We start from the raw sequence: 12,795 nt of genomic DNA, 5'->3' as shown, positions 1-12,795 counted from the left end.
CTTCAGAACTCCTTTGATAATGATATCCGCTTCCGAAATTTGATTGATTATTTTCAGATGGTAACTCTGTCCCTGCCACTGTTGACACAATTTCTCCATCCATTGTTCCGCAACCAGGCATTGACGCTACATATCCTGTGTCTTTATATATAACACCATCAACCATAACACATGGAGGATATGAGCCAGTATCTGCTGTTTGCTCATTTTGTACTACATCATCATTTTCTTTATTTTCTATTTCTACGGACACATTTCCAGACACAGGTTCTTTATTTTCTTGATTCGTTCCACATCCAGCCATTCCTAGCACCATACATAATACAAGCAGATAGATTACTTTTTTCATAATACATGCCTCCTTCACTTATATTTTTTAACTCTATAAACCGGAATTTGAAGAGCAATAACTCTACCGTTCATACGATGCAATAATTTCTTTGCTATCTGCTATTTTATAATCAAGTGTTCCCAAATTACCAATCAAATCAAATGTCATATCTGCATTAACCTGCAATTCATCTTCAAGCTTAGGGGCAGACGGCTCATCTTTTAGAAAAACTGTTAATCCATAAGGTTCTGTTTCAGACTGTATCTCTATACTGTCATATGAGTATCCTTCTGGATACTCTTGACTGCTTACAATATTTATAACATTTGAAGAATCTCCTACATAATCTGTCTTATACTGCGATAGGTCAGGAATTTCGTACAGTTTTTCTTTTTTTTCGCACACCGAAATCAACATTATTGACACGGCAATTAACATAATTGCAAGTACTTTTTTCTTCATAAGCAATCTCCTCTCTTAACAGTAAGATGGCACAACCACCTGAATTCTTCAACTCCCGATTTTATGACTTCTTCTTTTTTTGTGCAGGAAGTTCATCATACATAGCGACAAACAATCTTGTCAGGAAATCTTTGTTATCAACATTATCAACCAACAACATCTCTTTTGCTCCATCATAGGGCAACTCATAAATTGCATTAGGCATAAGTGAAACAGCAGATTTTACAGGTTTTACAAGCAACCTATCGTCATATATACCGCCAACAATTTTCTCACGATAATAGATGATATACTCGCTCATCATCGCACGGTATGAAATTCCCTCTAAATCGGATAACTGTTCCAATATAAAGGTTAAATATTCTTTACTTGAAGCCATATCTTTCTCCAATCTATTCTTATTTTTCTATTGGATAAACGAGAATTTAACGTTCTCTTTTATGCCTATCAATAAGCAACAAAACAAACATAATAAACCATATCCCCCATGCAATCAAACAACCAATTCCTAGATATTGGATATCTATGATTATTCCAATAATAAAAGGAACTGACATAAACATCATTCTTTTTCCATATGCCTTACACATAGCATTCTCATCGTATTTCTTTCGTTCATCCGCTGATTTCACATTATAACCCGACAAGAAATTAGCAGCTTTTCCTTCTGATTTATAAAACCACATTCCAAACAAAAACATAATCACTGCCATCATAAAGTCAAAAACAATATAGATCATATAATCATAGAACATATAATACAATTTCTCCTTTCAACCAATCACTCTTATCTCTTTGAATTTTCTACATTACTCCTCATCTTTGACCAAACATAGCAAATCAGTATATCCTGACTGCATAAGTAATTGCTTAAAACCAGACATCACTTCTTCTTTTGTATAATTATTATTTTTCAAAAACTCACTATCCTTCTCACTAAGGTATTGGTAGAAAAGAGCTGCTGCCATTACCTCATTTCTGTCTGTGTAATCAATGCTATCTAAAAGTATATTCTCTGCTTCGTTAATTTCCCCAGAATCAATCATATCAAGAAAATCTTTCAAATTTTTCCCTGATACTTCATATTTATTTTCTTTTTCAAGTTCAACAGAAACATACTTTTTCCCAAACATTAAAGAAAATAATACTCTTACCATTTCTTTTATCATTCGCATAATATAGTCTTTTTCGTCTGTGAAATACATTTTTCACCTCCATAACTACCGATTTCTCTGTTTCAAAAACTGGAAGTTGTTTATCCAAAATGAAATGGAATAACCATATCAAGTAAAACTGCAAGAACTATACTAATCGTTCCCATTAGCGCAGAACTCCTCAATGTGTCTCTCCTCAAAACAATAAGTCCAATAATAAAGACTATCACTTCCAAAACAGATTTTGCATTAAAATACCAGCATCCATATACAAAGCACATATTGAACAATACTGCCAAAATCAGCGCCGATAGTATAAGTGCCAGTTTGCTTTTCCCCCTTGCATACCAGCAGGCAAAAGACAATAATGGAGAAACAGCTGTAAATCCAAACCAAATCACCGCATAACTTCTTGGAAAAAATCCTGCAATATAGTTTGAATACAAATAGTAACTTGCAACCATACCAATAAAGAATGCAAAAACATTAATGCTTGCTCTTATTGCAGAATTGCTATAAATAGAAATACACAGTGCAATCAATACCCAGATTGCAAAACGTCCAAGGAAATTATGAACATCTAATGCTCCATCTATTGCTATAAGCACACTGGGAAGTTCAGCTTGACGAAAATCCAAAAATTTTGAAAAAGTCCCCAAAGCTATTCCAAGGAATAATACAGCTATAGTATTTATAATTTTTCTATTATTAGATATTGGTTTTTCTGCATTCCTGATATCATTCAAAAACTTTATCATAATTACCCTCACAAATACCGATTTTATTAATTCTACAAACTTGAAATTCTACTTCTATTTTTCAATAGCCCTCTCGAATCCCAGATAACGACTTCCCTGGAATGTCAGCTTTCCTTCATCTCCTTCTGCCAGCATTCCATAATCTTCTCCATATACAGAAAACTCCATCCGATCGCCGCTTTCCACCTCAAAAGTAACATAATAAGAGGTGCTGGTGGTAGTATGATACCCGTGGGTTCCTGAAGTGTCTCCTCCAACCGGCTCGTTGTGATGTGTCGTATTCTGTCGCTTGGCAGCCACCCTGGCTTCCACCGTTAAACGGGGAGAATTATTATTTTTATTCCAAGTTCTTATTCCACTTATAAAGGTAAATAGGATCATCCCAAATATCAGTAAAACCATAACTGGAAAAATCAAATCAAATAAATCAAACATCATATTCATAAACTCTCCTCCTGTAACTTTCGATTTTAATGTCTCTATTATACCATAATGATACTATTATAAAAAGGAAAAAGAGCTCCTTCGAGCTCTTTTGATTCAGTTCTGTAAACTTGAATTAATCAGTTTCTTATAAACCTTTCGAATAGTTGGCTATCAATTTTATAAATTCCTTGATACGGCTGTTCAATATAGTATTTACCACTATCCTCATACGCAAAGATAGTACTTGTTCCTGTCTCAAACTGGAAGTCAATTTTGATATAACTTTCCACTTGTGGATAGTCTTGAACACTTTCCTTTTTAGTCGGTTCAGAACTGGAAATATCGGCGATTATTTCACTTATCCAAGTTTTGTCTGAATAACTTACTGTATTTTCCCCAAAAGTTATATCAATAGATGTAATCTCGTCGGTTTGAGGTAACGTAATAGGAGCTACCTTTTTTCCACATGCAACTAAAGTCAGCACACAAGTAAGACACAAAAACAAAGAAAGAAATTTTTTCATAAGCATATTACCTCCACAACTTCCGATTGAACATCAAATCGTTTTCTTTATTCTATCACAGCTTCTATTGATCCGCCATCAATCTTTCAAACCAAGTGTCCATAGCAAGGATGAACTGACTTGCTCCTGCCCATTCTTCTAGCATCTCATCCAAGGTCTTGTGTTTTACATATTTCTGCACATACACCCAGGTGGCTATACCACTGGCCTCAGAAATAATTCCTGTTATGATCTTACGCATGATGTCCTCAAATTCTGCGATTTCCTCTTTTGGAACGATGTCATAGAGATTAGGAATCTGAAAATCTTCTTTCCCACAGTTCTCATGTACATTAATCAGCTCTGCTTTCACCCTCTTTCTGGATTCCTCGGGTAATTTCAAATATTGCCAGATCATTGAGACCACTTCGGAAGGTGTGTCTTTTTTGATCGGTGGTAACTGAATAAAATCATTCTTTTCGCTCATTTTCATATCCTCCTCAAGATAAAATAAAATCAATAATAGATTCTCTTGTCATGTCCAATACAGTATCTACGAAGACTCCTGCAAAAAGGATCAGATACAGAATTACACTCAGCGAAAACAGAAATGCAACCTGTACCCAGTCATGGTAACAGTATGCAGTCGCTATAATCAACAAAGTGAATATAAACCCAAGGATCCCTCTGACAACCGCATAAGTCTGTACTGTCATCTTTACTGCCAGTCCGATCACAAAAAGGATCAGCCATACCGGCAGTAATAATATTTTCCCAGCAAGTTTTAAAATAAACATGTGCACCTCCTATCTTACCAGTCCTGGCATATCATGGTTCACCTCTGCCTGATAATACCCGTTCATCGTAGACGGTGCATTAAACAGGGCTGCTAATAAATATTTCTTGATGTTCTTCACTTTGGTGGTGTTACCACGCATACAGTGTAAGACATACTCGATATGTGAATAGGTCAGCATCAGAAATTTTTTCTTCACCAGTGATGCCGGATACCAGTTGCTGGCAATCAAGATCTTGTCATTTTTACACATCACAGTTTCTACGATCAGGTTCACGATTTCATCTACCTGTCGCATATCGTCATGATGGGTTACTTCCAGTGATTCATAATCAATGGTCTCTTTGACAAGGTTTTCATAAGCCTGATAATCCTCAGAGCGGTTATCGCTATCAAATCTTTTCTCATCCACAGATATGATAGGATTAGATTTATTATCATTCATTTCAGTATCACTAAGATTAGTATTATTAGGGTTTGAAATGTAAACTTCTTGAAGTTTGTTTTCGGGACTTCTAGAAGTTTGATTTTGGGACTTCATGAAGTTTAAATTGTAAACTTCTACAGGCTCTTCATTTTCCACAGAAGTTTGTTTTTTAAACTTCTCTAATTCCTCTCCAAATTTTTTCTCATCTGTTTTCTCAGGCATAAAGGTTTTTACGTAGATAACATTCACCTTTCCAAATCCCTGCCTGCGTTTCTCAATCAGACCAATTCCTGTTTCGTCATCCAGCTCTCTCATGGATTTGATGGCTTTATTTCTGCCACAGTTCAGTAATTCCATGATATCTTCGATGGAAAAGTAGATATATGCTCTGTTTTTGTCGTCAAACCACTGATTTTTGATGGAAAGAGACATTCGATCCAACATCAGTCCATATAAAATTTTAGCATCGCTTGATAAATCTTTAAAATAGCTGTCTGTAAATAATGCTTTTGGTATGCGGTAGAAGCTGAACTGATCAGCTTCGGTACCGTAAAAATAATTAAATGTCATTTTTTTCTCCATAATTTCCTCCTTTCATTTTCTGCTAAGAAGTCCTCTTTTTAAACTTCTTTGACTTTGTTTTCTTAGCTTTTTCTATCCTTAACAGGACTGTTCCTGCATCCATTTTTCTAATAATGATTCAATCACCTGCTCCATATCTTTGGCTGTATAATCATCCGGAAAGTACTTTGTCAGTTTCTTTTCTGAGAAAGTGAGAGACCTGGATACTTTCTTTGCCATCACACAGTTATTGAAAATCGATAACATCTGAATCTGATTGATTGGTCCATCATTCAGCTGATTTCTGAGTGCTGCAATCTGTTTTGGTTTGATGAATCCGGTGTCGCTGATATATTCGTAGATCCATCCCTGTACTTCCTTATCGATGTAGGAGATATCAACAGCGACCGTGAATTGAAGCTTTTTGTTATCTACCAGATCAAGAAGTTCCGGAATAAGCTCTGTCAGTCGGATATAACGCTGAATCTGTTTAGAGCTTTCGCCTACTTGATCTGCAAGAATATTTCTTGATATTACTGGTTTCAACTTCTGGTCAATTTGACCAGAAGTTATATCTGTCCGACTTCCCTGTCTTTTCATTGCATCAAGTTTCATCTTATACGCAAAAGCTTTCTCACTCGGTAACAGCTCCTCTCGTTGAATGTTAGCGTCCACCATAGCCACAATGGCATCATCATCGGATAATTCCCTTACGATTGCCGGAATTGTTGTAAGACCTGCCAGCTGTGCTGCATGCATTCTTCTGTGACCGGATACCATTTCGTAATCTTCGTTTTCATCCATACGGAGAAGTACCGGTGTCAGCACTCCATTGATCTTTACGCTCTCTACCAAATCCTGCATCTTTTCATCGTCCAACACCTTGAACGGATGATTCTTAAACGGATGGATCTTACTGATCTCTATCTCCATTGCAGATTCTTCATTTACTACTCCGAGCAGTTCATCAATACTTGCCAGCTTAATCTTTTCACCACTTCTATTTTTCATTCTTCAAAACCTCCTGTGTTAAATTCATATATGCCTCAGCAACTTTTCCTTTTGGACAATGCATGTAGATACTTTTTCCCTCTGCACTGGTCTCAGCAGCTTTTACGGACATCGGAATCACATTTTCAAATACCTCAATCTGGCTTCCATAGGTTGTATGTACTCTTGATGCAATGTCCCTTGCGTAATTGGTTCTGAAATCTACCATAGTCAGGAGAATGCCCTCGATCGCCAGTTTCCGGTTCAATCTTTTCTTTACTGTAAGAATGGTCTTAATCAGCTGTTGAAGTCCTTTAACAGGCAGATATGCGGCCTGTACAGGTATCAGCACGGAATCGGAAGAAACCAGTGCATTGATCGTCATCATACCAAGGCTTGGCATACAGTCGATCAGGATATAATCGTATCGGGATCTTATCGCATCGATATATTCTTTCATGATCATTTCTCTGCTCATAACATTTCCCATCGTTACTTCCAGTGCGGAAAGTTCAATGTTTGCTGGAAGCAGATCTACATTTTCCTGATGATGTAAGATACCATCTTCTAGATTAATTTCTTCTTCATTGATAACATCCATCATGATCGTTGCCAGTGTAATTCGAAGATCATCCGGTTCTTCATATCCAAGACTTGCTGTTAAACTTCCCTGTGGATCCGCGTCGATCAGCAACACTTTCTTTTCTTCTCTTGCCAGTCCAATACCTACATTTACGGTTGTGGTGGTCTTGCCGACTCCACCTTTCTGGTTTACTACGGATATAACTTTACACATGATTTCTTCCTCCTTTAACTTTCCCATGATTCTTTTTTCCATAATTTTAGCAGTGCCAGTATTTCCCGTTTCATCATTGCCGGTGTATAAGAATTTGGAAAATACTTGTGTAGTTGCTCATTGGTAAATGCTACTCTGGTGATCTCACCTTTTTTAACTTCACTCATGATTTCTTCCATCTTTTCTAACGATAACTGTTTTTCTTTACTCAGCTGCTTTATCCGCTGAGCCTGTGAGAGTGACGGAATCGCCTGTGCATAATCCATTGCTTTAAGCAGTTCTCTTTGTTCATTTTCTTTCAATGCAGCAATCTCTACTGCCGGACAAAAAGAAATAATTTCATCATCCAGCTTCTGCAACATTTCTGGTATCAGCTTTGTCAGTGAAATATAACGCTGCACTTGTTTTGGGCTATCACCACAATCCTCACTGATAATATCTATCGAACGTTTTCTTGTTTTTTTGTGGTCAACTTGGCTCTTTTTTCGACCACTTTTTCTTTTCAATACGTCATTCTTTAATTTGTAAGCAAAAGCCTTTTCACTGTAGCTGATCCGTTCTCTATGAAGATTCGAATCCACCATGCTTAAGATGGAATCATCTTCACTTAATACCCGGATGATCACCGGTACTTTACGGTATCCAAGTTTCTCTGCAGCATGTTTTCTTCTGTGACCGGATATGATTTCATAGTAGCCATCCGGTACCGGTCTGACGATCAGCGGATTTAAGATTCCATATTTCTCAATGCTTTCCTGCAGAAGAAACATTTCCTTATCATCTTTCACCTGAAACGGATGCTCCTTAAAAGGGCGGAGACGTTCAATCTCAATTTCTATGATTCTTTCTTCTTTTTCTCCTGATTGTCTGTTTGCATCAGTCATCTTGACTCCTTTCCTCCAGGATTCAGGAAATAAAAAATGCCTGCCTGGAACTTTTGTTGTAAGAAAAGTTCCAAACAGACATTGCCGTTTGACTATTAGCTGTAGCTAATAGAATTGAATACTGTTTCAGCTAATTTATGTTTGCAGGTTTCGGAGAGATTGTTTCTTTTCCTGCCTTTTCTCTGATTTACATCCCCAAATAAGGGGTGACAACAGAGCGGAACCCAAATGTTAGCTGGACTCTTGAAAAACCATGTTTGCAAACCGGTGATTTTGATTAGCTGTCAGCTAACAAAAATCAGATTGTGTTAGCTGGAAATGGATCATTTTGAATGGAATTTCATGCCACGAACGTGATTAGAAAATAAGAAAAGCGTTCGCTGTCAGCTAATCCAGCTAACATTTTCGAACGCTTTGAAGCCCGTCGCCAAGAGGATTTGAACCTCCGACCCCTCGCTTAGGAGGCGAGTGCTCTATCCAGCTGAGCTATGACGACACATGCCGCAAACCCTTGATTTTACTGGGGTTCTGGGATTTTTCCCTTCGGCCACATATAAGATTATCAACTCTTTTTCGAGTTGTCAATCTACAGATTTTTTTACTTTGGTAACATTAGAACGTTCCCCAAATTGGGGAATGCTTTGTTGTCACCTTTGGCATTTTTCAGAATAGATTCGAACTGAAAGTTGTTTTTCATTTTTTCCCTTTGGGGAATGCCTCGGCTTTCTCTTAGGAGGACCCCGTTATATCCATTTAACTAAGGAGACAAATGCCGTATTTTCGGGCTTTTCAGCTCTTTTGGCTCCGGCTGCCATATCTATGAATTCAATCACTCTTGTGATGAATTTCCATTGTATCTTATTTTGACATTCAGGTCAATCCCTGTTGGAATCGAACTCTTACTTATCACTTCTCAGCTTCCATAAGTCTCAACCATGATTGAACCTTAGGAGGCACTTGTTATATCCATTTAACTATGAGAACTAATATTACCTAATAATTTACTTTTCCCTGCATCCAGATGACTCCCTTAAATCTTCTGCCAATTGCAGGTTCCCCCAGAAGGTCTTTTTCATTGATGCAGACATCATATATCAAATCGTTACAGTCCAGTGTAAGCAAACAGATTTTATCACCTGTCATCTTATTATTCTCCATCCTGTAATCTACAATTTCACCTAAAATGGAATACTGGTCACTTTCGATTCCGTATGGCATAAAATAAGAATCTACAATACTTAAGATATCCTCGTTAGCTATCCGTCTTGACAACATGGAATAAGTATCAATATCTTCCAGTGTAAGATTTTCAATGGCATCCTCGTCTCCCTCTCTTGCAGCTGCAATGAGGTAATTACGGTCCTGACTGTTTTTCTTTGTATTCTGGATCTGCTTTTCATTTTTGCTGATTGGCATAATGATTTTTCCATTTAATGACAATGCACTTAATGTAGCGGACATTGGACGCATCTTCGGATTTCTGTGATGCTCGGATAAATATTCTGCAACATTCTGTAAATAGAAAATCAATGTAACGCCCAGCTTCATTTCGTCACAGACACCGGCATAAGATTCTTTTTCGGAATGCTTCTCTATCTCTATCTGCTCCTGGGTCGTGATTCCGTCACCCTCTACATACGGGTAATAGTATTCAGTATGAAAGGTTCCATCTTCTGCATATTCTCCGCAAACACGGATTCCAGCTCCCGGTGCAATCTCTTTCGTCATTTCTACAAATTCATTTCCCATGGAATCTTCTGAGACTTCAATTCTATCCGGGGATGAAACGATTTTATCCGTGAGTTTCTCTATATCAGATTTTTTCATATTGTTCTGAAATCCAATTGCTCTTAAATAGCTATGCACGAATCTGTTCTTCCTTCCTTGAAATACCATCTGAAAACCTAAAACAGGCATACCCTATTATATAGTATGCCTGTCATTTTTACAATCTGCTTTCTGCAAATTTATTCATTAAATTTATTCATCTTTTGATTTCATTGCCATTTCTAAAGCTTCTTTTTCTTCTTCGGAAAGTGCAATAATAGAATTTCCATCAATAATTTCCTTAATATACGTATAGCAGCCTTCTCTGCTATGCATTGCATTGATGATATATCCGTCATTGCGCTCATTCAACATTGCAAGGGAAAAGCTCAGCTTTCCACCCATCTCATTAAAGGCATCATATTTTACAAGTCCAAGCTTCTGGAATGTAAAACGTAAAGTAGCAAATATATCTTCGATATTTTTCTTATTTGCCTTGTTAGATGCAACCAGATCATCTATTTCATCTAAACGCTCTTTCAATACATCTTCCAGCGTCCTGGCATCTTTTCCGGACATGAACTTTTTATATTTCTTTTTTAACTTACTCATCTGGACGATATTTACAATGGTAACTATGAAAAGTATCAATACCAGTGCTGCCAGTCCTACTATTACATAATCGGAATCAATTCCTAAATATTCTGAAAAAATCATGTTGTTATCCTCTTCTCTTAATTACAAACAAATGTTCTATTTTTTAATACTTTCGATTAATTCATATATTCTTGTTAATTCATCCGGGGAATAATATTCGATTTCAATTTTTCCCTTCATAGAATCCTTCTGATTAATGATAACCTTTGTTCCAAGTATTGTTTTCATTTTTTCTTCTGCTTCCTGGTAAACAGCATCCAGTTTTTTCTTTTCCGGATTCACCTCTTTTGCAGGTGCATTTTTCTGTTTCTGCATTTTCTTTACCAGCTTTTCAGTATCTCTTACACTGATTTTCTCATCGAAGATTTTCTGTGCAAGTGTATACTGTTTTTCTTCATCAGTGATTCCAAGTAAAGCTCTCGCATGCCCGGTAGAGATCATATCGTCAATTACCATCTGCTGCACTTTATCACAAAGTTTTAAAAGCCGCATGGAATTAGTAACTGCAGTTCTGCTCTTTGATACTCTCTCCGCAACTTCATCCTGTTTCAGATTGAATTCATTTAAAAGGCGTTTATATGCAATTGCCTCTTCAATTGGATTTAAGTTTTCTCTCTGGATATTCTCAATCAGTGAAATCTCTACGATTTCCTGTTCCGTTAAATCTTTGATGATTACAGGAACTTTCTTTAATCCTGCCATCTTTGCTGCTCTCCATCTTCGCTCACCGGCAATGATTTCGTAGTAGTCTTTCCGGTCTACTACCAGAAGTGGCTGCAAGACACCAAACTGTTTGATAGACTCTGATAATTCTAATAATGCATCTTCATCAAAATTCTTTCTCGGCTGTTCTTTATTTGGTTCTACTTTATTGATATTTACCATAACTTCATTTTTTGCATCTGTCTTCTCATTGGATGTTCCAACTTTATCTGCAATCAATGAATCCAAACCTTTTCCCAATCCACCTTTTCTTGTTGCCATTTAGATATCCTCCCTGTCGATTACTTCTTTTGCAAGAAGTCTGTAGCTTTCTGCTCCCGCTGACCTGCTGTCGTATAGATTAATTGGAAGACCGTGACTTGGTGCTTCTGCTAATCTTACATTTCTTGGAATGATTGTTTTATAAATTGTTGTATGTAAATTATTTTTTACATTATCTACTACTTCATTAGAAAGATTTGTTCTGGAATCATACATAGTAAATACAACTCCTTCCATCTTCAAATCCGGATTAAGTCTTTCCTGTACCAGGTCAATGGTGTGAATCAACTGGCTGATTCCTTCCAATGCATAATATTCACACTGAATTGGAACCAATACGGTATCTGCTGTTGTCATAGCATTTACTGTCAGCATATTCAAAGATGGCGGACAATCAATAATAATAAAATCATAATCGTCCCGGATATAATCTACTGCATTTTTTAAAATATACTCTTTATCATTGATTCCCAAAAGTTCAATTTCTGCTCCGGATAAGTTTACATTAGATGGAATCAAAGTCAGATTTTCAATCTCTGTTTTATGAATACTTTCACGAATTGTACATTCATCCAGCATTAATTCGTAAACAGTATTTTCTAAATCATCTTTATCAACTCCCAATCCACTGGTAGTATTTCCCTGCGGATCCAAATCTATTGCCAATATTTTTTTTCCGGCTTCTGCCAGACATGATGACAAATTAATAGACGTTGTGGTTTTACCAACTCCGCCTTTCTGATTTGCTATTGCTATTATTCTTCCCATATTATTTTCCTTTCTGTCTGTTTCATCATTGAAACATAAATTTCAGTTTTCTATTATTTTATCTGTACCGAACTTGTTTTATTATAACACTATAACACTTTCATTTCCAGTAAATCCATAGTAGAAATGAAGTATTTTCTATTATTTTCTCTGTTTCTGCTTTCATTTATTATATATTTGTATCATACAATGTTTGCCTTACATCTATATAAATATATGTTTTTATTACTACTTATATAAACTACGAGAAACACATTTTGCGAGTTTTTGTGTGAATTTAAACAAAGAATAAATCTTCCTTGGTGCATTATTGATCCTGCGGCGGTCGCTTGCGACATCTACCTTATACGCCGCAGTGTGCATCCTTGCGGAACGTTTTTACTTTACAGGAAAGCAATTTCCTGTAAAGTAAAAAAAATGTTTCACGTGAAACATGAAACATTTTCTTTCATAATATAGTAGACTAATTTTTTTTATTCATACTAAATATTGTATCTATTTTATGTTTCACGGACGTTCTTTTTACTAATG

General features: G+C 36.5%; 17 protein-coding genes, 1 tRNA gene and 1 pseudogene. All 19 read right to left on the bottom strand.

What is annotated here, in order from left to right; translation table 11 throughout:
• Window positions 1–349: pseudogene (locus tag DW059_RS13610) on the bottom strand (immunoglobulin-like domain-containing protein); the annotation flags it as partial.
• Window positions 350–412: 63 nt separating this feature from the next.
• Window positions 413–793, bottom strand: coding sequence for a DUF4825 domain-containing protein (locus tag DW059_RS13605; protein WP_117606937.1), 381 nt, complete (start codon window positions 791–793; stop codon window positions 413–415).
• Window positions 794–854: 61 nt separating this feature from the next.
• Window positions 855–1,172, bottom strand: a complete 318-nt coding sequence (locus tag DW059_RS13600) for a TfoX/Sxy family protein (RefSeq protein ID WP_117606936.1) — start codon at window positions 1,170–1,172, stop codon at window positions 855–857.
• Window positions 1,173–1,218: 46 nt separating this feature from the next.
• Window positions 1,219–1,548: a DUF3784 domain-containing protein gene (locus DW059_RS13595; RefSeq protein WP_330408432.1), complete on the bottom strand. Its 330-nt coding sequence runs from the start codon at window positions 1,546–1,548 to the stop codon at window positions 1,219–1,221.
• Window positions 1,549–1,602: 54 nt separating this feature from the next.
• A complete protein-coding gene (locus tag DW059_RS13590) occupies window positions 1,603–1,998 on the bottom strand; it encodes a DUF6483 family protein (RefSeq protein ID WP_117606935.1) in 396 nt (131 codons plus the stop codon).
• A 50-nt stretch (window positions 1,999–2,048) separates the two neighbouring features.
• Window positions 2,049–2,705, bottom strand: a complete 657-nt coding sequence (locus DW059_RS13585) for a hypothetical protein (RefSeq protein ID WP_117699146.1) — start codon at window positions 2,703–2,705, stop codon at window positions 2,049–2,051.
• 54 nt (window positions 2,706–2,759) lie between these two features.
• Window positions 2,760–3,140 carry a DUF2500 domain-containing protein gene (locus DW059_RS13580; protein WP_117699151.1) on the bottom strand — a complete coding sequence of 127 codons (381 nt, stop codon included), beginning with the start codon at window positions 3,138–3,140 and terminating at the stop codon, window positions 2,760–2,762.
• Window positions 3,141–3,268: 128 nt separating this feature from the next.
• Window positions 3,269–3,655 (bottom strand): DUF5301 domain-containing protein, encoded by a 387-nt coding sequence (locus DW059_RS13575; protein WP_117699150.1) that lies wholly within the window; start codon window positions 3,653–3,655, stop codon window positions 3,269–3,271.
• A gap of 64 nt (window positions 3,656–3,719) precedes the next feature.
• On the bottom strand, window positions 3,720–4,121 hold the full coding sequence (locus DW059_RS13570; protein WP_181977218.1) for a hypothetical protein: 402 nt from the start codon (window positions 4,119–4,121) through the stop codon (window positions 3,720–3,722).
• A 13-nt stretch (window positions 4,122–4,134) separates the two neighbouring features.
• Complete coding sequence (locus tag DW059_RS13565; protein ID WP_015514766.1) at window positions 4,135–4,431, bottom strand: hypothetical protein; 297 nt, start codon at window positions 4,429–4,431, stop codon at window positions 4,135–4,137.
• 9 nt (window positions 4,432–4,440) lie between these two features.
• A complete protein-coding gene (locus tag DW059_RS13560) occupies window positions 4,441–5,439 on the bottom strand; it encodes a DUF6017 domain-containing protein (protein WP_117699145.1) in 999 nt (332 codons plus the stop codon).
• Between the two features lie 78 nt (window positions 5,440–5,517).
• Window positions 5,518–6,429 (bottom strand): ParB/RepB/Spo0J family partition protein, encoded by a 912-nt coding sequence (locus DW059_RS13555; protein ID WP_015535367.1) that lies wholly within the window; start codon window positions 6,427–6,429, stop codon window positions 5,518–5,520.
• Window positions 6,419–7,204, bottom strand: coding sequence for a ParA family protein (locus tag DW059_RS13550; protein WP_117699148.1), 786 nt, complete (start codon window positions 7,202–7,204; stop codon window positions 6,419–6,421). Before DW059_RS13550 ends, DW059_RS13555 begins: the two co-directional genes overlap by 11 nt.
• A 14-nt stretch (window positions 7,205–7,218) precedes the next feature.
• On the bottom strand, window positions 7,219–8,184 hold the full coding sequence (locus DW059_RS13545; RefSeq protein WP_117699144.1) for a ParB/RepB/Spo0J family partition protein: 966 nt from the start codon (window positions 8,182–8,184) through the stop codon (window positions 7,219–7,221).
• Between the two features lie 326 nt (window positions 8,185–8,510).
• A tRNA-Arg gene (locus DW059_RS13535) sits at window positions 8,511–8,584 on the bottom strand.
• Window positions 8,585–9,081: 497 nt separating this feature from the next.
• Window positions 9,082–9,954: a DUF3881 family protein gene (locus DW059_RS13530; RefSeq protein ID WP_022242309.1), complete on the bottom strand. Its 873-nt coding sequence runs from the start codon at window positions 9,952–9,954 to the stop codon at window positions 9,082–9,084.
• Between the two features lie 114 nt (window positions 9,955–10,068).
• The gene (locus tag DW059_RS13525) at window positions 10,069–10,569 is read right to left on the bottom strand and encodes a DUF4446 family protein (protein WP_117699147.1); all 501 of its coding nucleotides are present in this window, start codon (window positions 10,567–10,569) and stop codon (window positions 10,069–10,071) included.
• Window positions 10,570–10,608: 39 nt separating this feature from the next.
• Window positions 10,609–11,496, bottom strand: coding sequence for a ParB/RepB/Spo0J family partition protein (locus tag DW059_RS13520; RefSeq protein WP_117699143.1), 888 nt, complete (start codon window positions 11,494–11,496; stop codon window positions 10,609–10,611).
• Window positions 11,497–12,264 (bottom strand): ParA family protein, encoded by a 768-nt coding sequence (locus tag DW059_RS13515; protein ID WP_022242306.1) that lies wholly within the window; start codon window positions 12,262–12,264, stop codon window positions 11,497–11,499. It abuts the gene before it with no gap.
• Between the last annotated feature and the right edge of the window lie 531 nt (window positions 12,265–12,795).

The organism is Roseburia sp. AF42-8 (assembly GCF_003435965.1).
Taxonomy (GTDB): Bacteria; Bacillota; Clostridia; order Lachnospirales; family Lachnospiraceae; genus Roseburia_C; species Roseburia_C amylophila.
This window is presented reverse-complemented; position numbering and strand designations above follow the sequence as displayed.

Excerpts from the sequence above, each read along its gene's own strand:
- DW059_RS13555 (WP_015535367.1), bottom strand. The coding sequence starts at position 6,429 with ATGAAAAATAGAAGTGGTGAAAAGATTAAGCTGGCAAGTATTGATGAA.
- DW059_RS13595 (WP_330408432.1), bottom strand. The coding sequence starts at position 1,548 with ATGTTCTATGATTATATGATCTATATTGTTTTTGACTTTATGATGGCA.
- DW059_RS13575 (WP_117699150.1), bottom strand. The coding sequence starts at position 3,655 with ATGAAAAAATTTCTTTCTTTGTTTTTGTGTCTTACTTGTGTGCTGACT.
- DW059_RS13560 (WP_117699145.1), bottom strand. The coding sequence starts at position 5,439 with ATGGAGAAAAAAATGACATTTAATTATTTTTACGGTACCGAAGCTGAT.
- DW059_RS13565 (WP_015514766.1), bottom strand. The coding sequence starts at position 4,431 with ATGTTTATTTTAAAACTTGCTGGGAAAATATTATTACTGCCGGTATGG.
- DW059_RS13550 (WP_117699148.1), bottom strand. The coding sequence starts at position 7,204 with ATGTGTAAAGTTATATCCGTAGTAAACCAGAAAGGTGGAGTCGGCAAG.
- DW059_RS13600 (WP_117606936.1), bottom strand. The coding sequence starts at position 1,172 with ATGGCTTCAAGTAAAGAATATTTAACCTTTATATTGGAACAGTTATCC.
- DW059_RS13570 (WP_181977218.1), bottom strand. The coding sequence starts at position 4,121 with ATGAGCGAAAAGAATGATTTTATTCAGTTACCACCGATCAAAAAAGAC.
- DW059_RS13585 (WP_117699146.1), bottom strand. The coding sequence starts at position 2,705 with ATGATAAAGTTTTTGAATGATATCAGGAATGCAGAAAAACCAATATCT.
- DW059_RS13590 (WP_117606935.1), bottom strand. The coding sequence starts at position 1,998 with ATGTATTTCACAGACGAAAAAGACTATATTATGCGAATGATAAAAGAA.
- DW059_RS13515 (WP_022242306.1), bottom strand. The coding sequence starts at position 12,264 with ATGGGAAGAATAATAGCAATAGCAAATCAGAAAGGCGGAGTTGGTAAA.
- DW059_RS13580 (WP_117699151.1), bottom strand. The coding sequence starts at position 3,140 with ATGTTTGATTTATTTGATTTGATTTTTCCAGTTATGGTTTTACTGATA.
- DW059_RS13520 (WP_117699143.1), bottom strand. The coding sequence starts at position 11,496 with ATGGCAACAAGAAAAGGTGGATTGGGAAAAGGTTTGGATTCATTGATT.
- DW059_RS13605 (WP_117606937.1), bottom strand. The coding sequence starts at position 793 with ATGAAGAAAAAAGTACTTGCAATTATGTTAATTGCCGTGTCAATAATG.